At 69.4% G+C, this 25,866-nt stretch carries 28 protein-coding genes and 1 pseudogene; 13 read left to right on the forward strand and 16 right to left on the reverse strand.

Annotated features, from left to right (window positions below; all coding sequences use genetic code 11):
* The first annotated feature begins 30 nt into the window (after positions 1-30).
* The gene (locus tag OIC96_RS23240; RefSeq protein ID WP_330305978.1) at positions 31-3,177 is read left to right on the forward strand and encodes an ATP-binding protein; all 3,147 of its coding nucleotides are present in this window, start codon (positions 31-33) and stop codon (positions 3,175-3,177) included.
* Here the strand turns inward: OIC96_RS23240 and OIC96_RS23245 are convergent.
* The 3 genes from OIC96_RS23245 to OIC96_RS23255 form a co-directional block, all read right to left on the reverse strand.
* A complete protein-coding gene (locus OIC96_RS23245) occupies positions 3,155-3,949 on the reverse strand; it encodes an ABC transporter permease (protein ID WP_330305977.1) in 795 nt (264 codons plus the stop codon). The two genes, OIC96_RS23240 and OIC96_RS23245, sit on opposite strands and share 23 nt — an antisense overlap.
* Positions 3,946-4,917, reverse strand: a complete 972-nt coding sequence (locus OIC96_RS23250) for an ATP-binding cassette domain-containing protein (RefSeq protein WP_330305976.1) — start codon at positions 4,915-4,917, stop codon at positions 3,946-3,948. The genes OIC96_RS23245 and OIC96_RS23250 overlap by 4 nt, the downstream gene beginning before the upstream one ends.
* A gap of 367 nt (positions 4,918-5,284) precedes the next feature.
* Positions 5,285-6,073, reverse strand: coding sequence for a GntR family transcriptional regulator (locus tag OIC96_RS23255; protein ID WP_330305975.1), 789 nt, complete (start codon positions 6,071-6,073; stop codon positions 5,285-5,287).
* Positions 6,074-6,180: 107 nt separating this feature from the next.
* Between OIC96_RS23255 and OIC96_RS23260 the strand changes: the two genes are divergently transcribed.
* The 4 genes from OIC96_RS23260 to OIC96_RS23275 all read left to right on the forward strand — a co-directional run bounded on the left by OIC96_RS23260 (position 6,181) and on the right by OIC96_RS23275 (position 8,135).
* Positions 6,181-6,597: an NUDIX hydrolase gene (locus OIC96_RS23260; protein ID WP_330462173.1), complete on the forward strand. Its 417-nt coding sequence runs from the start codon at positions 6,181-6,183 to the stop codon at positions 6,595-6,597.
* A gap of 46 nt (positions 6,598-6,643) precedes the next feature.
* Positions 6,644-7,072, forward strand: coding sequence for an ATP-binding protein (locus tag OIC96_RS23265; RefSeq protein ID WP_330305974.1), 429 nt, complete (start codon positions 6,644-6,646; stop codon positions 7,070-7,072).
* Positions 7,066-7,458 carry a hypothetical protein gene (locus tag OIC96_RS23270; RefSeq protein WP_330305973.1) on the forward strand — a complete coding sequence of 131 codons (393 nt, stop codon included), beginning with the start codon at positions 7,066-7,068 and terminating at the stop codon, positions 7,456-7,458. Before OIC96_RS23265 ends, OIC96_RS23270 begins: the two co-directional genes overlap by 7 nt.
* Positions 7,459-7,943: 485 nt before the next feature.
* Positions 7,944-8,135: a hypothetical protein gene (locus tag OIC96_RS23275; RefSeq protein WP_330305972.1), complete on the forward strand. Its 192-nt coding sequence runs from the start codon at positions 7,944-7,946 to the stop codon at positions 8,133-8,135.
* Positions 8,136-8,316: 181 nt separating this feature from the next.
* On the opposite strand, the gene OIC96_RS23280 is transcribed toward OIC96_RS23275, so the two are convergent.
* Complete coding sequence (locus OIC96_RS23280) at positions 8,317-8,811, reverse strand: hypothetical protein (RefSeq protein ID WP_330305971.1); 495 nt, start codon at positions 8,809-8,811, stop codon at positions 8,317-8,319.
* Positions 8,812-9,263: 452 nt separating this feature from the next.
* On the opposite strand from OIC96_RS23280, the gene OIC96_RS23285 reads away from it, so the two are divergent.
* A complete protein-coding gene (locus tag OIC96_RS23285) occupies positions 9,264-9,608 on the forward strand; it encodes a hypothetical protein (RefSeq protein WP_330305970.1) in 345 nt (114 codons plus the stop codon).
* Between the two features lie 365 nt (positions 9,609-9,973).
* Here the strand turns inward: OIC96_RS23285 and OIC96_RS23290 are convergent, their stop codons facing one another.
* The 4 genes from OIC96_RS23290 to OIC96_RS49910 form a co-directional block, all read right to left on the reverse strand.
* Positions 9,974-10,495 carry a hypothetical protein gene (locus OIC96_RS23290; RefSeq protein WP_330305969.1) on the reverse strand — a complete coding sequence of 174 codons (522 nt, stop codon included), beginning with the start codon at positions 10,493-10,495 and terminating at the stop codon, positions 9,974-9,976.
* A gap of 283 nt (positions 10,496-10,778) precedes the next feature.
* A complete protein-coding gene (locus OIC96_RS23295; protein WP_330305968.1) occupies positions 10,779-11,684 on the reverse strand; it encodes an alpha/beta hydrolase in 906 nt (301 codons plus the stop codon).
* Positions 11,685-12,105: 421 nt separating this feature from the next.
* Positions 12,106-12,438: a hypothetical protein gene (locus tag OIC96_RS23300; protein ID WP_330305967.1), complete on the reverse strand. Its 333-nt coding sequence runs from the start codon at positions 12,436-12,438 to the stop codon at positions 12,106-12,108.
* Between the two features lie 106 nt (positions 12,439-12,544).
* A complete protein-coding gene (locus tag OIC96_RS49910) occupies positions 12,545-12,883 on the reverse strand; it encodes a hypothetical protein (protein ID WP_406501830.1) in 339 nt (112 codons plus the stop codon).
* 321 nt (positions 12,884-13,204) lie between these two features.
* Here OIC96_RS49910 and OIC96_RS23310 point away from each other — a divergent pair, with 321 nt between their 5' ends.
* Together OIC96_RS23310 and OIC96_RS23315 are read left to right on the forward strand one after the other, a co-directional pair.
* On the forward strand, positions 13,205-14,245 hold the full coding sequence (locus OIC96_RS23310) for a chitinase (RefSeq protein ID WP_330305966.1): 1,041 nt from the start codon (positions 13,205-13,207) through the stop codon (positions 14,243-14,245).
* A 244-nt stretch (positions 14,246-14,489) separates the two neighbouring features.
* Positions 14,490-16,163 carry a lysyl oxidase family protein gene (locus OIC96_RS23315; protein ID WP_330305965.1) on the forward strand — a complete coding sequence of 558 codons (1,674 nt, stop codon included), beginning with the start codon at positions 14,490-14,492 and terminating at the stop codon, positions 16,161-16,163.
* A 101-nt stretch (positions 16,164-16,264) separates the two neighbouring features.
* Here the strand turns inward: OIC96_RS23315 and OIC96_RS23320 are convergent, their stop codons facing one another.
* Positions 16,265-17,737, reverse strand: a complete 1,473-nt coding sequence (locus OIC96_RS23320) for a hypothetical protein (RefSeq protein WP_330305964.1) — start codon at positions 17,735-17,737, stop codon at positions 16,265-16,267.
* Positions 17,738-18,293: 556 nt separating this feature from the next.
* Positions 18,294-18,515, reverse strand: a complete 222-nt coding sequence (locus tag OIC96_RS23325) for a hypothetical protein (RefSeq protein WP_330305963.1) — start codon at positions 18,513-18,515, stop codon at positions 18,294-18,296.
* Positions 18,516-18,737: 222 nt separating this feature from the next.
* Between OIC96_RS23325 and OIC96_RS23330 the strand changes: the two genes are divergently transcribed.
* Entirely contained in the window at positions 18,738-19,787 is a 1,050-nt protein-coding gene (locus OIC96_RS23330) for a helix-turn-helix domain-containing protein (protein WP_330305962.1), read from the forward strand.
* 62 nt (positions 19,788-19,849) lie between these two features.
* Here the strand turns inward: OIC96_RS23330 and OIC96_RS23335 are convergent, their stop codons facing one another.
* Positions 19,850-20,119, reverse strand: a complete 270-nt coding sequence (locus OIC96_RS23335; protein WP_330305961.1) for a hypothetical protein — start codon at positions 20,117-20,119, stop codon at positions 19,850-19,852.
* Positions 20,120-20,124: 5 nt separating this feature from the next.
* Positions 20,125-20,748 (reverse strand): DUF5994 family protein, encoded by a 624-nt coding sequence (locus OIC96_RS23340; RefSeq protein WP_330305960.1) that lies wholly within the window; start codon positions 20,746-20,748, stop codon positions 20,125-20,127.
* Between the two features lie 318 nt (positions 20,749-21,066).
* Between OIC96_RS23340 and OIC96_RS23345 the strand changes: the two genes are divergently transcribed.
* Together OIC96_RS23345 and OIC96_RS23350 are read left to right on the forward strand one after the other, a co-directional pair.
* The gene (locus tag OIC96_RS23345; RefSeq protein WP_330305959.1) at positions 21,067-21,540 is read left to right on the forward strand and encodes a DUF5994 family protein; all 474 of its coding nucleotides are present in this window, start codon (positions 21,067-21,069) and stop codon (positions 21,538-21,540) included.
* A gap of 15 nt (positions 21,541-21,555) precedes the next feature.
* Entirely contained in the window at positions 21,556-21,726 is a 171-nt protein-coding gene (locus OIC96_RS23350; RefSeq protein WP_330305958.1) for a hypothetical protein, read from the forward strand.
* A 40-nt stretch (positions 21,727-21,766) separates the two neighbouring features.
* Here the strand turns inward: OIC96_RS23350 and OIC96_RS23355 are convergent, their stop codons facing one another.
* The 3 genes from OIC96_RS23355 to OIC96_RS23365 all read right to left on the reverse strand — a co-directional run bounded on the left by OIC96_RS23355 (position 21,767) and on the right by OIC96_RS23365 (position 23,611).
* Positions 21,767-22,165 (reverse strand): DUF5994 family protein, encoded by a 399-nt coding sequence (locus OIC96_RS23355; RefSeq protein ID WP_330305957.1) that lies wholly within the window; start codon positions 22,163-22,165, stop codon positions 21,767-21,769.
* 61 nt (positions 22,166-22,226) lie between these two features.
* Positions 22,227-23,252 (reverse strand): acyl-CoA desaturase, encoded by a 1,026-nt coding sequence (locus OIC96_RS23360; RefSeq protein ID WP_330305956.1) that lies wholly within the window; start codon positions 23,250-23,252, stop codon positions 22,227-22,229.
* 92 nt (positions 23,253-23,344) lie between these two features.
* Positions 23,345-23,611, reverse strand: a complete 267-nt coding sequence (locus OIC96_RS23365; protein WP_330305955.1) for a hypothetical protein — start codon at positions 23,609-23,611, stop codon at positions 23,345-23,347.
* A gap of 470 nt (positions 23,612-24,081) precedes the next feature.
* Between OIC96_RS23365 and OIC96_RS23370 the strand changes: the two are divergent.
* Positions 24,082-24,294, forward strand: a pseudogene (locus OIC96_RS23370) (alpha/beta hydrolase); the annotation flags it as partial.
* 22 nt (positions 24,295-24,316) lie between these two features.
* On the opposite strand, the gene OIC96_RS23375 reads toward OIC96_RS23370, so the two are convergent.
* Complete coding sequence (locus OIC96_RS23375) at positions 24,317-24,928, reverse strand: PepSY domain-containing protein (protein WP_330305954.1); 612 nt, start codon at positions 24,926-24,928, stop codon at positions 24,317-24,319.
* A 135-nt stretch (positions 24,929-25,063) separates the two neighbouring features.
* On the opposite strand from OIC96_RS23375, the gene OIC96_RS23380 reads away from it, so the two are divergent.
* Entirely contained in the window at positions 25,064-25,741 is a 678-nt protein-coding gene (locus OIC96_RS23380) for a response regulator transcription factor (RefSeq protein ID WP_330305953.1), read from the forward strand.
* Positions 25,742-25,866 lie beyond the last annotated feature (125 nt).

Below are 25,866 nucleotides of genomic sequence, written 5' to 3' on the forward strand. Positions count from 1 at the left end.
GTCTGGCGCGGTACTGGCTAATCTGCAGGCGTGACGACCGAGTTGACCCTGCTGTCCCAAGTCGCCTGTCGCGGGCGGGAGATCACCGCCCCCCGGCTGCGCGGGCTGTTGGCATTGCTTGCCGAGGATCTGCGCACCGGCTGCAGCACAGGGCGGCTGGTGGAGGGTCTGTGGCCGGACGAGCTGCCGGAGCGGCCGGGGAAGGCCGCGCAGGTCCTGGTGTCGCGGCTCAGGGCGCAGATAGGGGCCGACCTGGTCGTGAGCACGCCGACGGGGTACCGGCTGGCGCTGGACGAGGCGCAGGTCGACAGTTCCGCGCTGCTGCTGCACGAGGCGGCGAGCGCCGAGCGCGCGAGGGCCGGGGATCACGCGGGCTCCTTGGCGCAGGCCGAGGCGGGCCTGGCTCTGTGGGACGGGAGTACGGGCGCCGGGGCGGAAGAGGACCTGCGCGATCCGGTGGTGGCGCTGCGCGCCGATCGGGGCCGGACGCATCGTGCGCTGGTCCGCTTCCGGGCGCTCGCGCTCGCCCGGACGGGGTGGCGGGAGGAGGCGGCGGCGCCGCTGGCCGGGCTGGCCCGCGAACTGCCGCGCGACGAGGAGGTGTTGGCGGAGCTGCTGCGGTGTGAGGCCGCGACCGCCGGGCGGGCCGCGGCGCTGACCCGCTACGACGCCTATCGCCGCGGGCTGCGGGACGAGCTGGGGACCGATCCGGGGCCCGGACTCCGGTCCGTGTACCAGGAGTTGGTGCGGGCGGACGCGCCGACGGTCCGGCATGGTGTGCCGCACGAGCCGAATCCTCTGCTGGGGCGGGATGCCGATGTCACCGCCGTGGGCGAGTTGCTGCGCGCGGTGCGGGTGGTCACGGTCGTCGGTCCCGGTGGGCTCGGCAAGACCCGGTTGTCCCACGCGGTGAGCCGGGCGGCCGAGCAGCCCGTCGTTCACTTCGTCACCCTGGCCGGTGTCCTCGCCGACGACGACGTCGCCGGTGAGGTCGCCTCGGCCGTCGGTGCCGGGGAAGGCGGGCGGTTCAGCGGGGGCGGGGATGCGGTGAGCGGCATCGTCGCCGCGCTGGGCGCCGGGCCCGCCCTGCTGGTCCTCGACAACTGCGAGCAGGTGATCCCCGGCGCGGCGGATCTCGTACAGGCGCTGGTGTCGCGGTCGAAGGAGCTGCGGGTCCTGGCCACCAGCCGGGCTCCGCTGGGGCTGACCTCGGAGTCGGTGTACGCCCTGCCGGAGCTTTCGCCGGCGACGTCGATCGAGCTCTTCGAACAGCGGGCGCGGGCCGCCCGGCCCGGCGTGGAACTGCCCGCCGACAAGGTGGCCGAGATCTGCCGCCACCTGGACGGGCTGCCGCTGGCCGTCGAACTCGCCGCGGCCCGGGTCCGGGTGCTCTCCGTGGCCGACATCTCGCACCGGCTGCGGGACCGTTTCGCGCTGCTGCGCGGCGGCGCCCGCGACGCGCCCGAGCGGCATCGCACACTGCAGGCCGTGGTCGAGTGGAGCTGGAATCTGCTGGAGCCCGACGGGCGGGCGGCGCTGCGGGCGTTGTCCGTGTTCCCCGGCGGGTTCACCGAGGACTCGGCCCAGTGGGTGCTCGGAGAGAGCGCGGACGCGCTGACCCTGCTGGAACAGCTGGCCGGTCAGTCGCTCATCAAAGTGGGTGACAGTCCTTCCGGGGTGCGCTTCCACATGCTGGAGACACTGCGGGAGTTCAGTGCCGCCCGGCGCGCCGAGGCCGGTGAGGAGGAGACGGTGACCGGCCGGTTCCTGCTCTGGGCCCGGGACTTCGGGCGGGCACACCACGACGTGCTGTTCAGCGGCGGCCCGCAGCGCCCGTGGATCCTCATCGGGGCCGAGCAGGACAACCTCGTCCTGGCCCTGCGCTACGCGATGGTCCGCGCCGACGGGCCCACCATCGCGGCTCTCACCGCCGCGCTGGGCTCGCTGTGGGCCACCGGCTCCAACTACGCCCGGCTCGCCGCCCTCGCCGACGACACCGCCGGGCCGCTGTCCCATTTCCGTCCCGGCCCCGAGAACCCCGACGACGTCGAGACGGCCCGCAGCGCGGCGACGGTGTGCACGGCCAGCCTCTTCATGGGCCGCGGCCCCTACGCCGTACGCCATCTCGTCACGCTGCGCCGACTGCCGCCCGCCTCGCCGGACACAGTGGCGCGGGCGCTGGCCATCGTGCTGTGCGCCTTCCCGGAGATACACCCGCCGCGGTACACGCGGCTGCGGGAACTCTGCGACGCCGACGCGCCCATGCTGGCGGGCATGGCTTCGGGCGTCGCCAGTTACGTATGGGAAGCCGAGCACGAGACGGAGCGCGCGCTGGAGTGCGCCCGTCGGATGCTCGGCGCGCTGGGGCACATGGGGAATCCGGCCATGCGGCTGCTCAGCCATGGGCGGATCAGCGAGCTCTGCCTGAAGCTCGGGTACGGCGCGGAGGCTTACGACCATCTCCGGGCCGCGCTGAGCGCGCTCGACGAGGTCGGCGACTGGTCGGACACGATCGGTGTCCGTTCGGGGCTGGTGCTCGCCTGTCTGCAGCGCGGGGACGTCGACGAGGCGGAGTACTGGATGAGTCTCGCGGCCCATGATCAACAGCCGGAGTCCGCCGAGGTCTTCAACACCGATCTGCCGGCCCGGGCGGAGATCGCGCTGGCCCGCGGGCTGACCGAGGTCGGGCTCGGGCTGTGGCGCCAGGCGGTGGAGCGGATACGGGAGGGCGTCCTGCAGTATGCCGACGATCCGTTCGTGGATCCGTGGTCGCTGACGATCCAGTCGGCCGCGTTGTCGGCGCACGCGCAGTGCGGCCGGCTCGAACCGGTGTCCCGGCTGGCCGAGCAGCTGCGGGAACGGCTGCTCGGGATGCTGTCCGGCTCCCCGGGCGACGGCCCTCCGGCTCAACTTCCGGTCTACGGCACGGTGTTGACGGCGCTCGGCTTCGCCGGGCTGGCCGGGGGCGATCGTAGTGCCGTACGGCTGCTGGCGCTCGCGGAACGGATGCCCGCGGTACGGGAGTACCCCTCCCTGTCCTCGGCCCGTTCCCGGCAGGCCGCCGAGAACGCCGACAGGGCGGCCTACGACGACGCGAGGTCGACGTACGCCGCCCTGGGGCGGGACGAGCTGCGGGCCGCGGCCCTGCACCAACTCAACTCCGCGGCTCACGGTTGAACTTCGCCTTGGACCACAGGTAGCCCAGCACGGTCAGCCCCAGGCACCAGCCGACGGCCAGCACCGCGTTCTTGGTGCCGATCTCGCTGCCCAGCAGCAGCCCGCGCAGGGTCTCGATGGCGGACGAGAACGGCTGGTACTCGGCGAACCAGCGGAACCAGCCCGGCATGGCGTCCACCGGCACGAACGCGCTGGACAGGAACGGCAGCATGACCAGCGGCGTCCCGATGTTGCTGGCCCCCTCGGGGTTGGGGCTGATCAGGCCGATGCCGACCGCGAGCCAGGTCAGCGCGAGACTGACCAGAGCCAGCAGTCCGGCCGCCGCGATCCACTCCACCGGCGTCGCGTCGGGCCGGAAGCCGATGGCCAGTCCGATGCCCAGGACCAGCACCAGAGCCATCAGCGTCTGGATCACGCTGCCGATCACGTGGCCGATCAGCACGGAGGCGCGGGAGATCGCCATGGTGCGGAAGCGGGCCATGATGCCCTCGGTCATGTCGGTGCACACGGCCACCGCGGTGCCGAGCGAGGTCATGGCCACGGTCAGGAGAAGGATGCCGGGGACGAGGTAGGCGACGTAGTCGTCACGGTTGGCGTGGCCGCCGGTGATGCCGGCGCTCATCACGTTGCCGAAGACGTACACGAACAGCAGCAGCAGGATGACCGGGGTGAGCAGGAGGTTCAGGGTGAGGGAGGGGTAGCGGCGGGCGTGCAGGAGGTTGCGCCGCAGCATGGTGAGGTTGTCGCGGAACGCGTAGCCGGCGGTGCTCATCGGACGGTCTCCTTGCTGGTGGAGGGGGCGGGGACGGGGCTTGCGGTCAGGGCGAAGAACACGTCGTCCAGGTCCGGGGTGTGCACGGACAGCTCGTCGGCCTCGATGCCGGCGGCGTCCAGCCAGTCGAGGATGGCGCGCAGTTCGCGCTGGCTTCCGCCGCTGGGGATCTGCAGGGTGAGCGACTCGTCGTCGCGGGTGGTCTCGCGCAGGGCGGTGGCCGCCTGCTCGTATGCCACCGGGTCGGAGAAGCGCAGCCGTACGTGGCCACCGGGGACGAGCCGCTTGAGCTCCTCGGCACTGCCCTCGGCGACGATGCTGCCGCCGTTGAGCACCGCGATGCGGTCGGCGAGCTGGTCGGCCTCGTCCAGGTACTGGGTGGTGAGAAAGACGCTGACGCCGTCGGAGACCAGCTCGCGGATGATCTGCCACATGGTGTGCCGGGAGCGCGGGTCGAGGCCGGTGGTCGGCTCGTCGAGGAAGATGATCCGCGGGCTGCCGACCAGGGTCATGGCGATGTCGAGGCGGCGCTTCATGCCGCCGGAGTAGGTGGAGGCGGGCTTCTTCGCGGCCTCGGTGAGATCGAACCGCTCCAGCAGATCGGCGGTGACCTGCCGCCCCTCGCGCTTGGAGAGATGGTGCAGGTCCGCCATGAGGAGCATGTTCTCCTCGCCGGTGATCAGTCCGTCCACGGCGGAGAACTGGCCGGTGACACCGATCGCGCCCCGCACCGCCTGGGCCTCGGCGGTGAGGTCGTGCCCGGCGATCCGCGCCTGTCCGCCGTCGGCGCAGATCAGCGTCGACAGGATGTTGACCACCGTGGTCTTGCCGGCGCCGTTCGGCCCGAGGAGGGAGAAGACCGTGCCGACGGGCACCTGGATGTCGATGCCGTCGAGGACGGTCTTGTCCCCGTAGGACTTCCGCAGCCCGGTGGCTGCGATCGCGAGTTCGTGGGTCGTTGTTGTCATGCGGCAGAGCTTGCGGGCGGGGCGGTTCAGAATGGCTTCAACGGGGTTTCAGTGCTTCGGGGGGAGCTTCGGAGCACTGAAACGTGCAGGTCAGGACGTCGGTTGAGCTGGTCCAGACTCCGTACGGGTGTGATCCGGCCGTACGACCGCTTCAGGCGGACTTGGCGATCCCGCCGATCCCGTCGATCTGGCGGTCGCGGCCCGTGGACTCGGGCGCCTCAGGCGCCTCAGGCGCCTCGGTCAGGAGGATCGTCGCGGCTGAGCTCTCCACGCAGATGGCGCGGAAGGCGCTCTTCCCTCTATTCGTCTACACGACTATGCATATTCAGGTGTACGAGTCCGAAGAAGTGGGCTCGCGCACCGCCGATCAGGTCGCCGGGAGCTGGTAGGAAAGGACGTAGGCGTCCGCCGCCATGACGGTGTCGCAGACCTCGACGGCCCGCCCATCGGTGTCGTACGCGGTACGGATCAGATGGATCACCGGCACACCGGAGGCCAGCCGGAGCGTCTTGACCTCGGTGGGCGAGGGCATCCGAGCACGGATCTCTTCCTCGAAGTGGTCGAGGTGGTGCCCCAGTTCCTCAAGGCGGGCGTAGATGCCACCGGGTCCGGGGTTGGGTTCGGCGATCTGCGTACCGCGCGCGATGTCGAGCGGGATATACGAGGTGGCGAACTCGACCGGCCGCCCGTCCAGCAGGTACCGGCGCCGGCGGGCGAGCACGCGCCGTACGGACCCGAGCCGGGTGGAGATGTCCTTGCTGGCCTTCTCCTCCTTGACCTCCAGGCCGTCCACCTGCGGGTGACTGCCGGCGGCATCCGCTTCGACGATGAACGCGGACTTCCCCTGTTCCCGGTGGCGCCGGGCGAACCGGTCGGAGGCCAGCCGTCGCACGGGCGGACGCAGTCGGACGAACACGCCCTTGCCGTGCTCGGCGGCGACCAGGCCCTCGCCCTGGAGGAGGGAGAACGAGTTGCGGACGGTCATCCGGGAAACGCCGTAGTGCTCGACGAGTTCGGCTTCCGAGGGGAGCTTTTCGCCCTCCTTGAACCGCCCACGGTCGATGGCCTCACGCAGCTGGTCGGCGATCTGCCGGAACACCGCACGATCACTCGTGGGGTCCAGATCGCCGAGCAGACTGGCCGGGAGCGAGGTCACGAGTACTCCTTTAGATATCTAGACGAGTGAGCGAGTGTTGTTGCTACGGTGGAGAGCCTAGCCATCCGAGAGGGCCGAGGAACGTGACCACTGACCGTCCGCACTCCGTGAGCGTTGCCGGAGTCATCGTCGACGACCAGGGCCGGGCCCTCTTGATCCAGCGACGCGACAACGGCCAGTGGGAACCTCCGGGTGGCGTTGTCGAGCGCGAGGAAACCCTCCCCGAGGCACTCCAGCGCGAAGTCCTCGAAGAAACCGGCATCAAGATCGCGCTTCCCGCGACCCTCACCGGCGTCTACAAGAACATGACGGGCCTGATCGTGTCCCTGGTCTTCCGCTGCCAGGCCGCCGACGGCACGCCCACCATCGGGGACGAGACCCGCGCACTGCGTTGGGCCACCCGCGAAGAAGTGACCGACCTCGCCGACGAGGCGTACGCGATCCGCGTCCCGGACGCTCTCGACTCCCCCGACGGAGCCTCCCCGCCGGCCATCCGCGCCCACGACGGCGTGAAACTCGTCTAGCCCGAACCCGCTGCACATGGCGGCCTACCAGCACGAAGGAACTTGTATGCACGAGTATACGAGCACTGCGCGGGTCTGGGGGCTCACTTGCCCAGGTTTCCCGGAAGAGGTCAGCAGGGCCCGGCGCTGGACGCGGGACATCCTGCGCGGATCGCCCTTGGCGGAGGACGCGGAACTGATCGTGAGCGAGCTGAGTGCGAACGCGATCCTGCACACGGCCAGCGGTCGGGAGTCCGGCACCTTCCATCTGGCGCTTGCGGTCTCCGCGCAGGTGGTCGCCCTGTCGGTGACGGATGACGGGGGCACCGGCGCGGCCCCGAAGGTCCAGCACCAGGCCGAGGACGCGGAGCACGGCCGAGGCTTGGGCATGGTCAGCGTGATCGCACACCGGGTCGTGGTCCACGACAGCCACAACGGCCACACGGTCACTGCGGAACTCTTCACTGACACCCGCCCAGGAGACCACCCGTGCTGAAGAACGAACCCCGCCTCGGCTACTGGTGCGAATGCTGGACCGAGGACCTCACCCAGGAGAACCCGCCCACGCTGCTGGCATCCTTCGACGCCTACTCGGCACCCCAGGCCGACCGATGGATCGCCGTCACACTCAGCACCATCACGCCCGGGCTCGACTCCGGCGCATCAGACGAAGCATGGGCGTGGCTGTACGAGGGACGCATCGAGACCCGACAAGCCCTCTTACAGGCCAAGCCCTGCACGGTCTCAGTCACGCACGCCAGCACCCGCATCACATGGACCATCCGACGAGCGCTCTTCATGCCGCTCGCCCATCGCCAGGGCATCGAACTCCCAACGTGTGCACATGACTTCACGCCCCAGCCGACCCAACCGACCGACTGAGTTACAACTTTCTCTACTGGTTCAAGTGCCCGCGCAAGCGCGGACCGGCCCCTTGGGCCCGGCCCCTCTGCGCCGGGGCCGGTCCCTGGGGCCGCAGCAAGCAACGGCCCTGAGCAGAGACCCGGACACGGAGTCTCCCCGTCAGAACAAGCCTCCGGCGGGGGCGCTCAGGCTCCGTGATGGAGGGGGCGCCGTATGCGAGTGCCGGCCGAGTGCGGCGTGCGCGGGGTGCTCCCATCCGGTCCGCCATCGACCCAGGCAGAGCCGAGCAGACACGGCCCAGGGCGTCAAGGTCGTTCGTACAGTGGCGCGCTCCACTTTGACGCCCTGAACCACGCCCGCTCCACGGTGTGTGGGTCGACGGCAGACGGGATGGGAGTAAGGGTGGGTAGTCGGCGGAGGCCGGCAGGGTCGGTGACCTGTAGCAGCTCCAGTCAAAGCCCTCCACCGAACTCGATCTGCACATCGCGGGCTACATTCGCCGGATGAGCACCGAGGAGCGAGTGAGCTGCGCGTTCTGTATGGAAACCACCGACGTCGGCCTCTCCGGTGATGGCGTCACATTGACGATCACGCGGGCCGGGGAACAGAGCACACAGTTCGTCTGGGCCCACCTGAGCTGCCTGGACGAGCGACTTCACAAACAAATCACCCGAGGCCCATGGCTCGACGACTAGAAGCGTGCCCCTCCCGTGCCCGATCGAGCAGTGAACCTCGGGGAACACCGGGCGATCACGGTGAACGGACACGGAAGCGGCCCCCGACCAAGTTGCCTGGTCAGGGGCCGTTCACCTGCGGTGGGTGTGGGATTTGAACCCACGGTGACTCGCGCCACCGCGGTTTTCAAGTGTCGCGAACTCAGGCGGGCACGCCCTCCCAGGCGCTGAGCAACTCGTCTGGCCAGAACCGGCTAGGCAGGATCATCGTTGCGTCGCACGTCGGATGGATGACCAACGGGAACAGTGCGTGGTCGAGCGTCCTGGCCGGCAAGTGCCGCCGAGCGACGATCACATTTGTGCAGTACACGGCTGCACTACCAGTCAGACTTTGAGGGACCGGCATCCGCATCTCCCGGGACAACTCCCTGCACAGCATGTTGGCGAATGGCTGCAGCACAGGATCTGCCAGTAGCTTCCCCTTGACGGAGAATAGTTTCCGTGCCACAGCCCGCAGTCCCTCGGGCTGATCGTCGAACCCTGGGTTGGTGCAGTAGAGCACGACTGCTGGATGATCGTGACGGCCCGGCTTGAAGAGAAGTTCATTAGCCTGAACTAGCGATGCCCAGACCACGATGCCCTCCTCCAGGAGCAAGTCCTGCTGCTTGAGTATGTCGAGCAAGGGATCGCCAGACATCCACCTCCGACGAGGAATGCGGAGATACGTCCGCCTGTCCCGCCACGAGAACGACCGCGGCCCAGAGCCGAAGTTCTGTCGGCACTGCGCAATGAGCTCGGAGGGGGATCGGTGCATCAGTGGATCTTAGGTCCCCGTGTAGGCGCGGCACAGGCGGGATGGATCTCAACGCGGTCACATGACCAGCAGACCCCAGTGTCCATCCCGCTCGTGGCTCGCATCGAGGGGTGGCCGTGCCACAGCCGTGCCACATCGGGCGGTCAATCACGGTCAACGACGGCTCGCCGCAGTCGAGATGCGACGTTGGTCTGGGCTGCCGCTACAGCCGGTGTGACCTGGGTACTTGCGCTACCGATCACAACCGCCCTTACAAGGCAGGCGTCCTCTGATAGTTATCCGCGCGGATACCCGAGGCAGATCCCGCTGTCAGAGCCCGGTGGGAGGGTGCTGCAATGCAAACCGCACTCTTCGACCTGCCAGAGACACCTCCGGAGCACGCCGTGATCGCTCGCTTCCATCTGGGCTGCGACGACCTTGGCGATCCTGACCAGTGGTCACTGGTCTTTGCAGCCGAGCGGTCGATGGGGGCCGCAGTCAAAGCCGCTGGTGTCGGGGAGGTCGACGGCAATGAGTTCGGCGGCGGTGAGGTCGTGTTCTTCGCCTATGGCCCTGATGCGGAAGCTCTGTACCGGGCGATGGAGCCTGGCTTGCGCGCACTGCCGTTTCGGCCGGCACACGCTGTGTTGCGCTACGGAGAGCCTGTTGACGGTGTCGTGACAGAGCGCATTGAGCTCTGAGCGCGCCCGCGCGATCCGCCAGTCGGAGATGAGAAGAGTCTCCGACAAGGCAGGTTCATGGCTCTGTCGAATGCATGTCGAAGTTCGCCTGGCCGGGAGGCGATGGCCGACTGCGTAGCAGATCATGGGCCTCGTGAGGATCAATGACCAAAGCGCCTTCCAAGCACTTGACCAACGACCGAGGGGCCGCAACCGACCGAGGGCTCACGTGCCAGGTGCGTGCCAGATGGTGCGGGGAACCAAGGGGAACAGCGGGAAATCAGGCGACCACCCGCCAGGCGACGACACCGCTCCGCCGCAGGTCAGTTGAGCTCTCGCAATCAGAGAACCCAAGCTTCCCAAGCTGAGAGCTCGTGGCCTGATATCTATGTCTCACGCTCGGCCTGACGTGCTACTTCAATGAACGAGTCAACTGAGGCCAGGTAAGCGTCGACGGCTCGGCGAAAGTGTTCGGCCTCGTGTATGTCTCTCTCGACGGCGATGAGGCGACCGTAGGCTTCGCCGGAGGCCGCTTGGACTGCCTTCGCCGCCGCTATCGGTTCGGGGTGGCATTCCAGAGAGACAACGGCCAGGGAACGCAGGAAGGGCCTGTACGAGTCCCGCAGTTGATCGTGAAGCTCTGTGAGCGACGCCACTCGCGCCTCTTGGTTCTCCACCTCGAAGTACTTGGGGATCCTGAGGTACAAGATCCCCATCTCATTGGCCTGCTCGATGAAATCCAGCTGTGTGGCTCTGCGAGCCTCGCGCTCCCGAGCGATGTGCGCGGCTTCGGCGGCGGCTTGGGCCTGGATGCGAGCAGCTCGGGCGTTGCCCCTGCTCGTCACCCAACTGGCGCCCACCGCTGTGGCGGCGGTCAGTACGGCCACCCACAAAGCGCTGTTGTCCATGACGCACAGTGTCTTTCACACCGACTAACTTGCACAGAGTGCGCCAGCTCCAGGGCTCGCGCGAGTGGAGCACGAAGCGGGCGCGGTTGGCTGGCCAGAGCGAGCGGCTACCCGGGCCAAGGCATCGAAGCGAGGATCCACTTCGCTACAACCGCATCGCAGGTGCCCACCCTCAGAGGGCCTCACTCTCTGTAGAGCTACGGATCAGAAGGTGATGTCCTCGGGGGAAGGGCCCAACCGCCCGCGAACGCAGCTGGTCGGCCGCGTACACGGCCCCGCGGCGTCAGGAGCCGAGCGCCGTACGCAAGGTGGAGGCCATCAGCTCGATGGCCTCCTTGCCCGCCAACACCGGGCCGGTGTGGGTGAAGTAGTGGTCGACGCCCTCGAAGACGCGGTGGGTGACCGGGACTCCCGCGGCGTCCAGGGCCTTGGCGTAGGCGTCGCCCTCGTCGCGCAGGCGGTCGTGTTCCGCGGTGATGACCAGGGCGGGCGGCAGGCCGGTGAGGTCGTCGGCCAGTCCGGGTGAGACGAGGGGGTGGGCGCGGTCGGCCGGGTCCGGGACGTAGGCGGTGGTGAAGACGCGTAGGAGGTAGGGGTTGAGCAGCGGTTTGGCGATGGGGGAAAGCTTGGTGGCGGGGTCGGCGAGCTGGTCGAGCGGTGCGGAGTCGATGATCTGGAGCCGGGGCGAGAAGGTGCCACGGTCTCGGGCCGTGCGGCAGACCGCGGCGGTGAGGTTGGCCCCGGCACTGTGCCCGCCCACGGCGAGTCGCGAGCCGTCCCAGTTGTTGGCGGGGCCGTTCTCGGCGACCCACGCGGTGACGTCGTACGCCTGGGTGACGGGGGCGGGGAACGGCCGCTGCGGGGCGACGGCGTAGTCCACGTTGATCACGACGCAACCGGCCGTGGCGGCGATGTAGCGGCAGATGTGGTCGTCCTGCTCGGGGCGGCCGACGATGAAGCCGCCGCCATGGAAGTTGACGTACACGGGGGCGGGGTCGGGGTCGGGGGTGTCCGTGGTGACCGGGGGGCGGTAGACGGTGCAGGTCACCTGTCCGGCACCGGTGTCCACCCGGAGGGACTCGGTGTGCTTCGGGATGTCGGTGAAGCGCAGGTCCTTGTGTACGCGGGTCATCATGCCGCTGAGCAGCAACTGGATGCCTCTGGCCTGGATTCCGGGGCTGAAGGGCATGGTCCGACCCGCCTATCGCTACAACTTTGAAGTATCAGGTTTCCTGATAATGAACGCTCGACCCGCGTAGCGCAACGGGGAGCGCATCACCGGCTCACTCCCGCCCGGGTCGAGGGCAGCGCTGACGACACCCCGACCGCGACGACGGAGGCGAGCGCGGTTGGGGTGTCGGTGCGCCGGTCTGGCGCGGGGTGTTCGTGGCGTGGGTCGCGAGGCGCGCGCCGGCGGCTCCGCAGGGCTCGCCCAGAGCGATCGAGCCGCCGTGGGTGTGGAAACGGCACGGCCGTGTCGGCGTGACCGCGGACGTGGGCCTACACCACCACCATCCGCGCGAGCGTCGTCACTTCCCGAGCAGAGAGGGCGAGTTCGATGCTCGTCACCCGCTCCAGTGGAAACTCCCGGGCCTGGCCTGTGACCCGGATCAGTGGTTGACCATGGCGCAGGTGACCACCGTCATTCCGTCGCCCGTCTTGACGACGAACTTGGCCCCGCTCAGACCGTCGACGTCAAACCTTCCCGAGCCGTCCGTTGAGACAGTGCCCGTACTGGACCCCGCGTAGGTCACCTTCTGGCCGTTGGGGAACCCCACACCCCAGAGGTGGTACTTGCCGTTCGACTCTCTTTCGACATTGCACGTCGCACTGGGAGCGGCGCCGGGCGCCGTGGTGGTCGACGCGTGTGCGGCGACCGCGGGGCCCAGCGCGAGCACGGGGACGGCCAGGAACGTGAGTGCTGCGAGACGTGTCCGGTTCATCGTTCTACCTCCCTTGGGCGCTGCCAGTGCGGCCTTGTGGGACGTGACGGCTCGGTCACCCGCGGCATCGGTCGCACAGGGCGCCTATGAGGAAAGCCTCGCTCCGTCACGCCGTGCGTACACCGACCCACATGGGCAATGCATCCCTTTTATTCACCGGAGCGTTTTCCGTGAGGCGTGATGACGTTTTCATCGTATCGTCCGGTTTGTCGCGTGACATCTCGTGGAACGGCCGGGGAGCCGGGGATCGCGCTCTCCAGCGTTGCCCCGTCGGCAAGTTCGAAGATCGGGCCCTGATCCTCGCCCTGACTGCCGCCGCGCCCGCCATCACCTCCAGCGTCCAGCTCGCGTCGTCGACGGCACTCGGCTTCCACACCCGCGAAGCGCCACCGTCGCACGTCTGCCGGCACACCGCCTCGCCGGCCGCTGCCGAGCCGTCCTCCACTCCGGCGCACAGCCCGTTGCGGGCTGACTCGACCGTGAACCCATCGCCGGATACGGCCAGTTGCCTGGTTTCGCCGGCCGCGTGGTCGCAGCGCCCCCGCCCATCTCCCGCGCCCCCTCGGGTCAGTTAATTGTAAAGAACCTTGACAGATAATTGGTCTAGTCCAACTATGGACGCTGTTCGCCCCTGGTCGAGGGGGTTCTCCCGCGCGTACCGGCCGGGCGGACGTCCCGCATCTGTGCCCGCTGTCCCCGCCTGCACTTCTTCCTCATGGGAGCGTCAATGAGACGACCTGGTCCTCTTCGTACGTTGCTGTCCTGCATGACCGTGACCGCCCTGTCGGCCGGGCTGGTCGCCCTCGGGGGAGGTGGCGCGTTCGCCGCGCAGCCGGCGCCCTCGTATCGCGCGAAGCCCATGCCCGCACATGTGGCGGCGCCCTACTTCGAGGCGTGGACCGGTGAGAGCCCGGCCGCGCTCGCCGCCGAGTCGGGCAACAAGTACCTCACCATGGCCTTTCTCCAGACGGACGCGGCGGGCTCCTGCACCGCGTACTGGAACGGCCAGACCACCCAGCCGATCGGCAAGGCCACCTTCGGCGACGACATCGCCAAGATCCAGGCGCGTGGCGGCAACGTCATCCCGTCCTTCGGCGGCTACAGCGCCGACACCACCGGCACCGAACTGGCCGACAGCTGCACCAGCGTCGACTCCATCGCCAAGGTGTACGAGAGTCTCGTCACGACGTACGGCGTCTCCCGCATCGACCTCGACATCGAGGCCGACTCGATCAACAACTCCGCCGGGATCGACCGCCGCAACAAGGCCATCGCCACGGTCCAGCGCTGGGCCGAACGCACCGGCCGCAGCGTGCAGTTCTCCTACACCCTGCCGACCACGAACACCGGCCTCGCACCCAACGGCGTGGCCCTGCTGCAAAACGCCGTCGACAACGGCGCGCGCGTGGACGTCGTCAACATCATGACGTTCGACTACTGGGACGGCGCCACCCACGACATGGCGGCCGACACCAAGACCGCCGCCGCCGGTCTGCACGACCAACTGGCGGCCCTCTACCCGAAGAAGAGCCCGGCGAAGCTCTGGCACATGATCGGCGTCACCGAGATGCCCGGCATCGACGACTACGGCCCCGAGGAGACCTTCACCACGCAGGACGCCGTCACGGTGGAGAAGTGGGCCGTCGCCAAGGGCATCAACACGCTCTCCTTCTGGGCCCTCCAGCGCGACAACGGCGGCTGCGTGGGCACCGCCGGCGCCAACTCCTGCTCCGGCATCGCCCAGGACACCTGGCACTTCAGCCACACCTTCGAGCCGTTCACGCGCGGGGTCCACTTCAGCGGTTGAGGTCGCCGCCCGCGCCCCCACGCCACCCACGCCGGGGCGCCGCGCGCTCCTTTCCTCTCCCTTTTACTCCTCCTTTCCTCCTCCTTTTCCACCCCAACAAGCAACCCCTGCACAGCTTTCACTCGTCTCACAGGATGCTCACAGATTCGGCCTCAGGGCGCGTGGGGTGTGCCCGTACCGTCGGCCGGTCCTGGGCTGTCCAGTCAGCTGCCGCTTGACCACGGCACTCGCAGACGAGGAACCGATGACCAGTCAGCAACACCGCAGCCGCTTACAGCGTTCGGCGTTCGCCGCAGGGGCCGCGCTCACCGTCTTCTTCGCCGGAACCGGGGCCGCTCCAGGAGCTGGGGCGGCCCCGGCCGGCACGGCCGGGAAGCCGAAGCTCAAGCTCATCGCCGCGTCGAACTCCGTCACGCTCGACCGCTGGGAGGGGGAGCCCGGGGTCTACCTCGACCTGGGTACGTATGTCACGGTCGACGGTGCGCCCTTCGAGATGAAGGTGACCCGGAAGTCGTACAAGGACCCTGTCGTCGCCAAGCAGATCCTGCGCAACGGAAGCGGTACGCGGACCAGGACACTGCCCGCCGGGCTGCTGAAGGACTTCTCCGGCCTGCCCGGCTTCCTCCGGGTGTCGATCAAGAACGCGGCCGGTACGGAGGTGGCGAAGAGCAAGGGGACCTTCTGCCCGAACAACGCCTCCGGCCGGATCCGTCCGGACGCACCGGCGACGTCGAAGTACCCGGAGAGCTGCTCCACCAACCCGTTCACACTGGGCTCGGTGTGGGGGGTCGAGAAGGGCTGGGCGTCCAACTCCAGCACGGTCGACTACGACAAGCCGGTGGACCTGCCGGCGGGCGAGTACACCGCCAAGGTCTCGGTCGCGAAGAAGTACCGTGACCTGTTCGGCATCCCCAATGACCAGCCGACCATCAAGGTGACGGTTCGGCAGGTCAGCAACGGGGGCGGGGAGGGAATGGCCTCCTCCTCGCCGCACTCCTCCGCACATCACAGCGGTGGGCATGGCGCGCACTCCGCCGCCCACCACTACGGTCCCCGTGGCGCCGACGCGCCCACCCCGCCCGCCCTGTCGCACGCCCTCGAAGACCGGGGCATGGCGCACCACCTGGGTGACGGCCCCGGGCACACCGACGGCTCGCGCATCGCGCCCGCGCTGAAGCCCCACACCCAGCGGCCCACCGGCCGGGCCGGCGTCCCGGCGAACGTGCCCAAGCCGGACCTGCGTTCGCTGCCCGCCTGGGGCATCGCCATCACCGACGGCGAGGACGGTGACGTACCGGGCAAGGACTATCTCGCCTTCAGCGCCAACGTCTGGAACGCCGGTCCCGCCCCCCTCGTCGTGGACGGTTTCCGCAGCCCCGGCAAGGAACTGATGGACTCCTACCAGTACTTCTACGACGCCAACGGCAAGCAGGTCGGGTACACGCCCAGCGGCACCATGGAGTGGGACCCGCGGGAGGGCCACGAGCACTGGCACTTCACCGACTTCGCGAGCTACCGGCTGCTGAGCGCGGACCAGAGCACGCAGGTGCGCAGCGGCAAGGAGGCGTTCTGCCTGGCCAACACCGACGCGATCGACTACACGGTGAAGAACGCCAACTGGCACCCGTACAACACCGATCTGTCGACCGCCTGCGGTGAGCAGAACTCGATCTCCGTGCGTGAGGTCCTCGACGTCGGCTCCGGCGACACGTACACCCAGTACCGTCCGGGCCAGTCCTTCGACATCACCGGCCTGCCGAACGGCACGTACTACATCCAGGTGATCGCCAACCCCGAGAAGCGGCTCCAGGAGACCAGCCTCAGCAACAACGTCTCGCTGCGCAAGGTCGTCCTGGGCGGTACGCCGGACGCCCGCACGGTGACCGTGCCACCGTACGACCTGATCAACACCCCGTAGGAAACCGCCGGTTCACGCCGACGCGCACGCCCCGGCCGGGGTTCCGGCCGGGGCGTGCGCGCTCAGGTGATGGGCTGTCGGAGGCGGTGTGAGAGGAGGTGTCAGAGGCTGCCGGTCACCGAGGTGCCGAGGATGGTGCCGGAGACGCCGGTCAGGGCCTTGGAGTTGGCGTCGTCCCACGAGCCGCTGCTGTGGCGGATGGTGTGGAGGAGCTTGCCGTCGTCGGTGACGAAGGTGGCCTGGAGTTCGCCGTCGACCCTCGCGGCACCCACCGAGTTGATGGTCAGGCCCGAACCGAGGACGCCGGAGAGGCTGTTGAAGGTGTCCCAGGTGCCGTCGGAGTGGCGGATGGTGTGCACCTGCTTGGCGCCGGAGTTGCTGATCACGATCATCTGGAGCTCACCGTCGACACCGGCGACGCTGACGTCCGTCGGGGTGCCGGAGTCGCCGGCCTTGCCCTCGACGTTGCCCCAGGAGCTCCACGTGCCGTCGCTGCTGCGGATGGCGTGGCGCACGGTGCCGGGGACGACGACCGCGACCTGGAGTGCGCCGCCGACGGAGGCGATGGACACCTGGCTCGCCACTCCCGCGTCGCCGGTCTGGGAGTAGACGCTGCCCCAGTCCTGCCAGCTGCCGTCCTCGTGCCGGATGGTGTGGTAGAGCTTGCCGTTCGATACGGCCACGACGTGCAGTTCCGTGCCGATGGACACGGCGGAGATGTCGGTGATGTTGGTCAGCTGCCCGGCGACGTGCTCGACGCTGCGGAACGGCGACCAGTCGCCGTTGTCGTAGCGGATGGCGTGGTAGAGGGTGTCGTCGGTGCCGACCGCCAGCACGTGGGTGTCGTCGCTGACCGCGGCGTCCGCGACGGCCCGGATGTTGCCGATGCTGCCGGTCTGGCCTTCGACGTTGCCGAAGGTGGTCCAGCTTCCGTCGTCCTTGCGGATGGCGTGGTAGACGTTGCTGCTGGTGTTGACCAGGGTCTGCAGCTTCCAGGACGCGGCCGGGGTGGCGGGGGCGTCAGCGGTGATGTTGTTGTAGCGGAGGGCCTTGTAGTTGTAGTACGGGAGGCCCGCGATGTTGCCGCTGTCGATGTCCGCCGTGCCGTACGCCATGTCTATGTCGGGGTTCGCCTCCTGGTAGAACTTGAAGGTTCCCGCCGTCTTGTCGATCCACTTCACGAAGAGAACGACGTGCCCGTCCGACACATCGTCGAGCGCGTCTCCTGGCAGCAGGTCTCTCTTGTCCGAGAGCGTGGTGGACACGGCCGAGTCGTCGAGCGTCGACGTGGTGCGGCTGCTGGTGAGGTGCCACGCCATCGAGACGAAGCCGGAGCAGTCCTGTCGGTAGGTGTGATCGCCGTCCACGTCACTGGTGTACGAGGTCTGGCTGTACTGCACGTTGCGGTCGTACCAGTTCTTGGCACGGGAGATGACCTCCGTGCGGGAGATGTCCCCGCCCTGGGTCGAGGCGGCCGAAGCCTGCGTCGGCAGCACCAGGCCGGTGAGGGCGACAGCGGAGAGCACGGGGAAGAGAACGAGGGCGCGACGGGTGCTCTTGGCGAGTGCGGACATGGTCGTACTCCTGAATGTGGGCAGGGCTCAGCCCTGGAAGTGAGTGCGGGGAGGAGAGAGAGGGGGAGGAGGGAGGCGAGAGAGGAGAGAGAGGAGCCAGCGAGAAGAGGTGGAGCCAAGCGAAGGGGCCGGCACAGACGGCTGCCCTGCAGGTGCAGCCGTGGCGCTCGCCTTCGGACTACTGCCACATCATTCGGACTACTGCCAGATCATGTCGTCCAGGATGAAGATGAAGGGGACCGCGGCGGTCTGGGCGAACTGGATGCTGGTCATGGCGAGAGCCCTTCCTGAGGCGTGAAGACGAAGCGTGGAGACGAGGGACTGAACCGGCCCGTGTCCCGCGGTGACGCGGTGCCGGTGGTGCCCGCCGGGGGTGTTCCCTGCTGGCGATGCCTAGCTTCGTCGCAGCTCAACTGGGGTGGAAGGGCTTTCGGTTGGCCCCAAAGGGCCTTGGCCCATTCGGTCCAGCGAGGGCCTCAGGGGCCCACAAGTCCCGCTGGGTTCGGCGTGGTTGCGATGGCCGCAGAGATCACAGCGGTCACAGTGGTCACAGCGGTCACAGGAACGGGGCGATCAGGGGAACCTGAGCCGAGACCAGCCGCCACTGGCGCAGCGACGGACATCGCGCGAGCGCGCGTCGGCACGCCAGATCGGCGTGCCGTTCCGCCTCGTCCAGGTCGGCGGCGAGGAGGAAGAGACCGAGTACGGGGTGCGGGCTCGCGCCGGGGTGCGCGCTGACGTGCTCCAGGCGGTCCTGCGGCTCGGCGTGTGTCAGCACGAGCTGTGCCGTGTGCTCGGGTAGCGCCTGGCCAGGGGGGCCCTTCAATTGGACGTGGACGAGATACATATGACCACCGTCCCAAGCCCTAACACCTGTGAGCACCCTGTGGCCCTGGTCATTGTGGTCCTTGGCCGGAAGCGTCCTCGCTGCCGAAAGCCATTGCCTGGGCAATTACTTGTGAGTGATGATCACGGCGTATGTCCACGAGGGGGGCCTCATATGCTGACTTTGCTCGGCCTGGACGCGGATGCCGAAGCCGTTTACCGGGCGATGCTGGCGCATCCCGATGACGGGCTGACGGCTCTTTGCGGACGGCTGGGTATCGCCGAAGTGACCGGCCGCCGTGCTCTGGACCAGCTCAGCGAACTCGCCCTGCTGCGGCCTTCGCACGAGCTGGGCCGCGGACTCCAGGCGGTCAGCCCGGACGTCGGCATGGAACTCCTGCTCGCCCGTCAGCAGGCGGAACTCGCCGCCCATCAGCAGCGCATCGAGGAATCCCGCGCCGCCGCCGCGCAGCTCATCGCCGAATACGCCGACTCACGGTCCGCCCCCAGCCCCGGAGTCGAGCAGCTCACCGGCCTCGACCAGATCAGGGACCGGCTGACCACCCTCACCCGCGAGGTGCGCACCGAGGTGATGACCTTCGCCCCGGACGGCGAGCACACCCGGGGGAGCATCGAGGCCGCGCGGCCTCTGAATGAGCAACTGCTGGGCCGCGGCGTGCGGTTGCGCACCATCTACCTCGACAGTGTCCGCAACAGTCCGCACACCGCGGAGTACGTCGACTGGCTCGCCGCGCAGGGCGGACAGGTGCGTACGGTGCCGACCCTGCCCATCCGGATGATCATCGTCGACCGGGCCACAGCCGTCATCCCCACCCGCAGCGACGACACGGCGGCCGGCGCGGTCCTGCTCACCGGCGACGGCACCCTCACCGCGCTCTGCGCGCTCTTCGAGACCACCTGGGCCACCGCCGAGCCCTTCGGGAACGCGGTTCCACGCGACCCTCAGGGGCTCACCGGCTCCGAGGCCACCACCCTGCGGCTGCTCGCCGAGGGGCACACCGACGAAGCGATCGCCAAGCGCCTGGGCGTCTCCCACCGCACCGCCCGGCGCATAGCCACCGGGCTCATGGAGCGGCTCAACGCGCGTAGCCGTTTCGAGGCCGGCGTTCGCGCCGTGCAGCAGGGCTGGTTGCCGGCTGTCGCCCCCGTCACCCCCGTCGCCCCCGTCGCCCCCTCGACAGGATCAGACACGCCAGGGGTATGACCCCATGGCAATGTCCTGGACGCTTTGGGACTTTGGCTCGGAACCGCCGGGACAGCAAGGACTCAGCCCGCTCCCTTCCGGGTCCGGCGCCGGGGCCTGAACCGCCCGCGGCCGCCGTCGCGGTGATCACGACGGTCATCGGTGCCGCTCGGTCCGGCCGGGCCGCCCGCCTTCCACGGAACCGACGGCGCCGGTCCCTGCGCGGGTGTCCGGGAGCGGTCGTAGTGGAAGGCGGCGATGCGTTCACTGTGCTGCGCGTTGAGCAGGTGGATGAGGAGCACGCCGAGAGCGATCATCACCAGGGGCAGGACCACGGCCAGGACGGTCTCCATGGTCCTCACCTCCCCCGCGTCCGCCGCGGAGCCGCGGCGGCCGGCTCGCGGGCCTCATGTCCTCCTTCGGAGGCCCAGACCTCCTCCACGGCCAGGTCGGTCTCCGCCACCGTCCGCAGACGCGCGGCCTCCGCCATCAACCGGCTCGCGGTCGACGTGCCCAGTGGGTCGCTCGCGGCGGCCATCAGCCAGGCGGCCGAGGCCGGAGGCGTCTGCGGCGGGACCACCAGCAGGTTCCAGCGGCCCACGTGGTACGAGAGCAGCATCAGCTCGTGCGGGTCCTGCTCGGCCCGGAACCAGCCCACCTTCACCACATGCCCGGCGACGGGCACCTTGCGCGGGACGACCGGCCAGTGGACGGGATTCACGGTGACCCTGGTGATCCGCCCCCACAACGGATCGAGCACCGCCGTCAGTGCGGGGAGTTCCGCCCCGAGATCGCGGGACCGCGGCCACCAGGCGCCGTCCAGGAGAGCCGGTGCGGAACCGGCGGGAGCCAGCGACAGGCGGAGAGCGGAGGAAGCGGGAGACGAAGGGGAGGAGGAAGGGGAAGAGGAAGGGGAAGAGGAGGGGGAAGAGGAGGGCGGCCGGTCTTCGAGGGGCGGCGGGAGGGAGATGGTCGCAGTCATGACGCGGACCCTGCCCCGGGCCGACGGCAACCGGCCCGGCGTATTGAATCGCCGAAAACGACACGAGCGTGGCAGCCGGTGCGCGAAATATCCTCGGTACTTGGAGCGTACTCCTCGGACGACCGAACGAACCGTGGCGCCGGCGACCGCCCCCATCCTTCGAATCGGCGCCTCGCCAGGGTCCGTTCGGCAGGGCGGGAGAGTAGCGTGGAGCCATCGAGGGTATTTCGCACACCGGCAGCCATGCCTGTGTCGTTCTCGGCGAGTGACGACACCGGGCCGCAGCCGGCGGGCGTGGCCGGGAGACAGGTTCGCGCGATGTCCGCGACCACCGACCATCCCCCACTGCGGATCGTGCCCTTCAGGGCTCCGACCGCTCGCCTCGCGCTGAAGCCCGCGAGTACGCCCCGCGGACTCCTGGACGGCGCCTGGTGGCCCCGCTCCCGGGACCTGGCACACGAACTCTCCGCTCTGGCCGATGTACTGGATCCCCTGTGGGGACGGATCACCCGGATCGCCGTCAACCCTCAGCACTGGCCGGCCATACCGCCCAGGCTGGCGGTCAACGGACATGTGGTGAAGGTCGGTTGGTTCGCGCGGGAGCTTGACCCGAACGAGATCCTGCTGCTGTCCTACACCGCCGGGCGCTGGGACCTGCTGGTGATCCCGCCGGAGACCGGCGCCCCGGCGGCCGCCCGGCTGATGGCCGTCGCGAGCGAGAGTTCCGGCCCCCGGGCGACCGCGAGCGCGCTCCTGGAGGCGGAACAAGCCCTCGTGCTCGCGGGGGTGTGAGCCATGGTCACCGGCATGGCCTTCAGTGCTCTGCTGATCCTGGCCGTCGCGGCAGCCCGAGTGATCCACCGGCTCGACGCGCGGCACGCGGAGCGCATCACTCTCTCCTCGTACGCAAGCCCGTCGAACGAGTCGCACCGCAGCCTGTCGAGCGAGCGGAAGCACCCCGGGCCGGCCCGAATGTGACGGGAGACAGGGCCCAGGGCCTCCGTACATCGGCACCCGGTCAGGTGTCGCCTCCCGCCGCGGCGGCCATGAGCGGCTCGGCGGTGCTCCGCGGGGTGCCGGGCGGTACGACCAGCAGGTCCCACCTGCCCCGGCTGGGGGCGAGCAGGCAGACCGTGTGCGGGGCGGACGCGGCGGTGGACCTGCTCAGGCGCACGACCTGGTTGAAGACGAGCATCCGGCCGGGTGTCGCGGCCCACGTCGCCCCGTTGACCGTGACGCTGCTGATGTGACCCCAGGCCCTCGGCAGTCCGGCGAGCAGCCGCGGGAGTTCCGCGAGCAGGTCGTACGAGTGGGGCCACCACGCACCGTCGATAGGGTGCGGCAGGCCGCCACGGGGTGCGAGACGCAGGCGGAGGAGGGGATGCGAGGGGAGCGAGGGCTGCAGTGCGGTGGTCATGCGGTCTCCTGTGGACTGCCGTACGGAGAGTGCGAGGGAAAGCGAAGGGGCCGGCCCGGGCTCAGACGCGGCGGGCGGCGACCCGGTCCGGCGTCGGCCAGCGCACGTCGGACACCCAGCCGAGGCGTTCGAGGAGACGGATGACGGCGGCGGAGGGGTCGAGCTGACCGCGGTCGACGCCGTGCCGGGCGCTGGTGGGGTCGGCGTGGTGGAGGTTGTGCCAGCTCTCGCCGAAGGAGAGCAGAGCCAGCGGCCACAGGTTGGTGGCACGGTCGTACCGCCGGGTGTGGAAGGGGCGCTCACCGATCATGTGGCACAGCGAGTTCACGCTCCACGTCACATGGTGGAGCAGCGCGATGCGCACAACTCCCGCCCACAGCAGGGCGGTCAGGGCGCGCTGCCACGTACCGCCGATGGCCCAGCCCGCCGCGAACGGCAGCACGAGCGTGAGGGCGCACAGTGCCGGGAAGGCGCGGGAGACGGCACGGATGTCGCGGTCGGCGAGCAGGTCGGGGGCGTAACGCTGGGCGGGCGTCGGGTCGTTGCGGAAGAGCCAGCCGACGTGCGCGTGCAGCAGCCCGCGCAACTGGCCGCGCAGGTGCGTGCCGTAGCGGTACGGGGAGTGCGGGTCGCCGGGCCGGTCGGTGAAGGCATGGTGGCGGCGGTGGGTGGCGACCCAGCCGATGACGTCGCCCTGGAAGCTCATCGACCCGGCCACCGCCAGTGCGACGCGTACGGGACGGATCGCGCGGTAGCCGCCGTGGGTGAGCCCGCGGTGGAAGCCGACGGTGACGCCGAGGCCGGTGACCGTGTAGAGGACGAGGGCGAGCAGGATGTCGGCGGGGTGGATGAGACTCCCCCACAGCAGCCAGCCGGCCAGGCCGAGCGCCAGGAAGGGGGCGACGACGATCACCGCCGTCACGGTCACGTAGAGCCGCCCGCCGCTGCCGCGCGGGGCCGCCGGTTCATCGACGGGGAACGGCCCCACTCCGTCGTATCCGAGGGACGGCTGGGCAGCGCTCGACGGTACGACCACTGAAGGGCGTTCGGCCTCGGACGTGGTGGAACTGGGCGTCATGGACGACATGAGGGGGACTCCTTGACCTCGGTGCGGATGGCGCGGCCGGGGTCACGGGCTGCCCCTGTACGGATGACGGGTGGCGTACTGCGGAGGGACGGTCAGACGGCCTCACGCGGATGCGTACGGTCGGTGGGCCGTCTGCTGGTCTCGATCCAGGTCCTGTGGAGGGGGCGCGCGGAGTACGAGGGATCCAGGGTCAGGTGCAGGCGCGTGCCCATGCCCTCGGGGCCCGCCGGATAGCTGCGGCCCTCGTCACAGGCGAAGAACCGGCGGAGCACATCGGCGACCTGTCGTGCCACTTCCGGGGACGCGGAGACGATGCGGACCTCGGCACGCCCGGACAGCGGAGTGGCTTCGGCGGTCATAAGGCGGAACCTGCCTCCGAGCGTGCAGCACCCGGTGTCGTGGAGCCGCAAGGCCGAGACCGGTCTGAACGCCGGCATACGAAAGGTCCTCGCTCCCTTCACCGTACTCCTATGGCTCCAAGAGGGGCCGGTCCCCGCCGCGCGGCGCCACCGAGATCGGCGCACTGCCACTCGGTCCCGCCAACCGGCGCAACCTCCTCGCCGCTCTGCTGCTCAGGCCCAACCACCCAGTGCCGGTGGACCAGTTGACGGCCACGCTGCGGGACCATGAGCCGCCGGTGCGGAGGCCGAGATGTTCGCGTCGAACTGCCCGCTCAGGGCACGGCGTACGTCCTGCGGATGCCCGAAACCCTGCTGGACGCCCACCGCTTCGAAGAACTGGGGGTGGCGTCACCGATGGCGAGGGGGACGGTGCGTGCCTTCTCCCGGAGCTGGGCGCCGGCTTCGGTGAGGCGCAGGGCGACGGAACGCTCGTCCTCCGCACCGAGGCCGACGTCCTGCGCGACGAGGGCGAGGCGTACGCCAACAAGCTCCGCGCGGCCGGCGTGCCGGTCACCGCGGTCCGCTACCAGGGCATCATCCACGACTTCGTGATGCTCAACGCCCTGCGCGAGACCCAGGCCGCCGAGGCCGCGATCAGTCAGGCCGTCACTGCCCTGCGGACGGCCTTCGGCGCCGAGTAACGCTCGCCCGCACTCCTCGGCGTCAGGCGGTCGGGGTGGTGGACACGACGGTGTTGCCGGTCACCGCGCCGGTCGCACCGTCGAGGGTCACCAGGTGCCGGACGCCGTCGGTGCCCAGCACCTCGACCTCCCAGGCGCTTCCACCGCCCTGCTGCGCCACCACACGCAGGGCGTCCGGCTTGCCACCGGGGACCGCCTTGCCGGCCGCCTCGATCGCCTTGGCCGCCGACACCGCCGGCAGGGGCGCGGGCGCGAGACTGCCCTGACCGCTCTGGCTGCTCTCGTCGTTGTTGTCGTTGCTCTGGCTGTTCTTGTCGTTCCGGTTCGCCTTGGACTCGTCGTTCCTGCCCGCGTCCTCGCCTCGGCCCTCGCCGCGGCCGCGGTGCTCGCCGTTGCCGCCGCCCTTCTGGTCGCGGTCCGCCGCGATGTGGCCGCGGTCGTTCTTGTCGCCGTGGTCGTGGTCGGCGATCGCGACGGCGCCGGCCGCGGCTCCGCCCAGCAGGACGACCGCGACGCCGAGCGCCACCTTGCGGCTTCGCCTCAGTTGCGGCAGGCGCGGGAGGCGCTCGCGGAACGGCTTGGCCGACTTGGCCGACTTGGACTCGGGCTGCTCCGGCGGGACGGGCTGGGACATGCTCGGGCTCCTGATCGCGAGGCCGGCCCGGTGCCGGCGGCTGCGGTCAGCTTGGAGTGCCGTTGCTGAAGCCAGGCTGAAGGCAGCTGAAGCTGTCTTCAGGGAGCCGCCGGGCGGCGTGCGACGCTGTACGGCGTGCGCGTACTGGTGGTCGAGGACGAGAAGCGGCTGGCCGCCGCCCTGCAGCGGGGGCTGACGGCCGAGGGCTTCTCCGTCGATGTCGCCCACGACGGGAACCAGGGGCTGTGGCTCGCCCTGGAGCACGACTACGACGTGATCGTGCTCGACATCATGCTGCCCGGACTCAACGGCTACCGGGTCTGCGCCAGGCTGCGCGCGGCGGGCAGCGAGACGCCGATCCTGATGCTCACCGCCAAGGACGGCGAGTACGACGAGGCCGAGGCGCTGGACACCGGTGCCGACGACTTCCTGTCCAAGCCGTTCTCGTACGTCGTCCTGGTCGCCCGGCTCCGGGCACTCCACCGCCGTACCGGCCACCGGCTTCCTCCGACACTCGAACTGGGCGATCTCGTGATCGACCCGGCCCGCCGTACGTGCACCCGCGGTGGCAGCGAAGTACGCCTCACCACACGGGAGTTCGCCATCCTGGAGTATCTCGCCCGGCGCGCCGGCGAGGTGGTGGCGAAGCGCGAGATCCTCCAGCACGTCTGGGACTCCGCCTTCGAGGCGGACCTCAATCTCGTCGAGGTCCACGTCAGCGCCGTACGCCGCAAGATCGACACCCTGTTCGGCCGCTCGGCCCTGGAGACCGTCCGAGGCGCCGGATACCGGCTGGCGGCCGACGGTGGCTAGGCGATACCGAGGCCTGGGCCCAGACGGAGACCGAGACCGGGGCCTGGACGGAGACCGAGACCGGGGCCTGGACGGAGACCGAGGCCGAGACCGATACCGATTCCTTCCGCGGCCCGGCTTCCTTC

The sequence above is a fragment of the Streptomyces sp. NBC_00775 genome, from assembly GCF_036347135.1.
In the GTDB taxonomy this organism is placed as follows: domain Bacteria; phylum Actinomycetota; class Actinomycetes; order Streptomycetales; family Streptomycetaceae; genus Streptomyces; species Streptomyces lutosisoli.

Excerpts from the sequence above, each read along its gene's own strand:
- OIC96_RS23345 (WP_330305959.1), top strand. The coding sequence starts at position 21,067 with ATGTCCGCGACCACCGACCATCCCCCACTGCGGATCGTGCCCTTCAGG.
- OIC96_RS23320 (WP_330305964.1), bottom strand. The coding sequence starts at position 17,737 with ATGTCCGCACTCGCCAAGAGCACCCGTCGCGCCCTCGTTCTCTTCCCC.
- OIC96_RS23295 (WP_330305968.1), bottom strand. The coding sequence starts at position 11,684 with ATGCCCTTCAGCCCCGGAATCCAGGCCAGAGGCATCCAGTTGCTGCTC.
- OIC96_RS23365 (WP_330305955.1), bottom strand. The coding sequence starts at position 23,611 with ATGACCGCCGAAGCCACTCCGCTGTCCGGGCGTGCCGAGGTCCGCATC.
- OIC96_RS23335 (WP_330305961.1), bottom strand. The coding sequence starts at position 20,119 with ATGGAGACCGTCCTGGCCGTGGTCCTGCCCCTGGTGATGATCGCTCTC.
- OIC96_RS23330 (WP_330305962.1), top strand. The coding sequence starts at position 18,738 with ATGCTGACTTTGCTCGGCCTGGACGCGGATGCCGAAGCCGTTTACCGG.
- OIC96_RS23300 (WP_330305967.1), bottom strand. The coding sequence starts at position 12,438 with ATGAACCGGACACGTCTCGCAGCACTCACGTTCCTGGCCGTCCCCGTG.
- OIC96_RS23315 (WP_330305965.1), top strand. The coding sequence starts at position 14,490 with ATGACCAGTCAGCAACACCGCAGCCGCTTACAGCGTTCGGCGTTCGCC.
- OIC96_RS23245 (WP_330305977.1), bottom strand. The coding sequence starts at position 3,949 with ATGAGCACCGCCGGCTACGCGTTCCGCGACAACCTCACCATGCTGCGG.
- OIC96_RS23310 (WP_330305966.1), top strand. The coding sequence starts at position 13,205 with ATGACCGTGACCGCCCTGTCGGCCGGGCTGGTCGCCCTCGGGGGAGGT.
- OIC96_RS23250 (WP_330305976.1), bottom strand. The coding sequence starts at position 4,917 with ATGACAACAACGACCCACGAACTCGCGATCGCAGCCACCGGGCTGCGG.
- OIC96_RS23265 (WP_330305974.1), top strand. The coding sequence starts at position 6,644 with ATGCACGAGTATACGAGCACTGCGCGGGTCTGGGGGCTCACTTGCCCA.
- OIC96_RS23360 (WP_330305956.1), bottom strand. The coding sequence starts at position 23,252 with ATGTCGTCCATGACGCCCAGTTCCACCACGTCCGAGGCCGAACGCCCT.
- OIC96_RS23340 (WP_330305960.1), bottom strand. The coding sequence starts at position 20,748 with ATGACTGCGACCATCTCCCTCCCGCCGCCCCTCGAAGACCGGCCGCCC.
- OIC96_RS23355 (WP_330305957.1), bottom strand. The coding sequence starts at position 22,165 with ATGACCACCGCACTGCAGCCCTCGCTCCCCTCGCATCCCCTCCTCCGC.
- OIC96_RS23280 (WP_330305971.1), bottom strand. The coding sequence starts at position 8,811 with ATGTCTGGCGATCCCTTGCTCGACATACTCAAGCAGCAGGACTTGCTC.
- OIC96_RS23285 (WP_330305970.1), top strand. The coding sequence starts at position 9,264 with ATGCAAACCGCACTCTTCGACCTGCCAGAGACACCTCCGGAGCACGCC.
- OIC96_RS23275 (WP_330305972.1), top strand. The coding sequence starts at position 7,944 with ATGAGCACCGAGGAGCGAGTGAGCTGCGCGTTCTGTATGGAAACCACC.
- OIC96_RS23290 (WP_330305969.1), bottom strand. The coding sequence starts at position 10,495 with ATGGACAACAGCGCTTTGTGGGTGGCCGTACTGACCGCCGCCACAGCG.
- OIC96_RS23375 (WP_330305954.1), bottom strand. The coding sequence starts at position 24,928 with ATGTCCCAGCCCGTCCCGCCGGAGCAGCCCGAGTCCAAGTCGGCCAAG.
- OIC96_RS23350 (WP_330305958.1), top strand. The coding sequence starts at position 21,556 with ATGGCCTTCAGTGCTCTGCTGATCCTGGCCGTCGCGGCAGCCCGAGTG.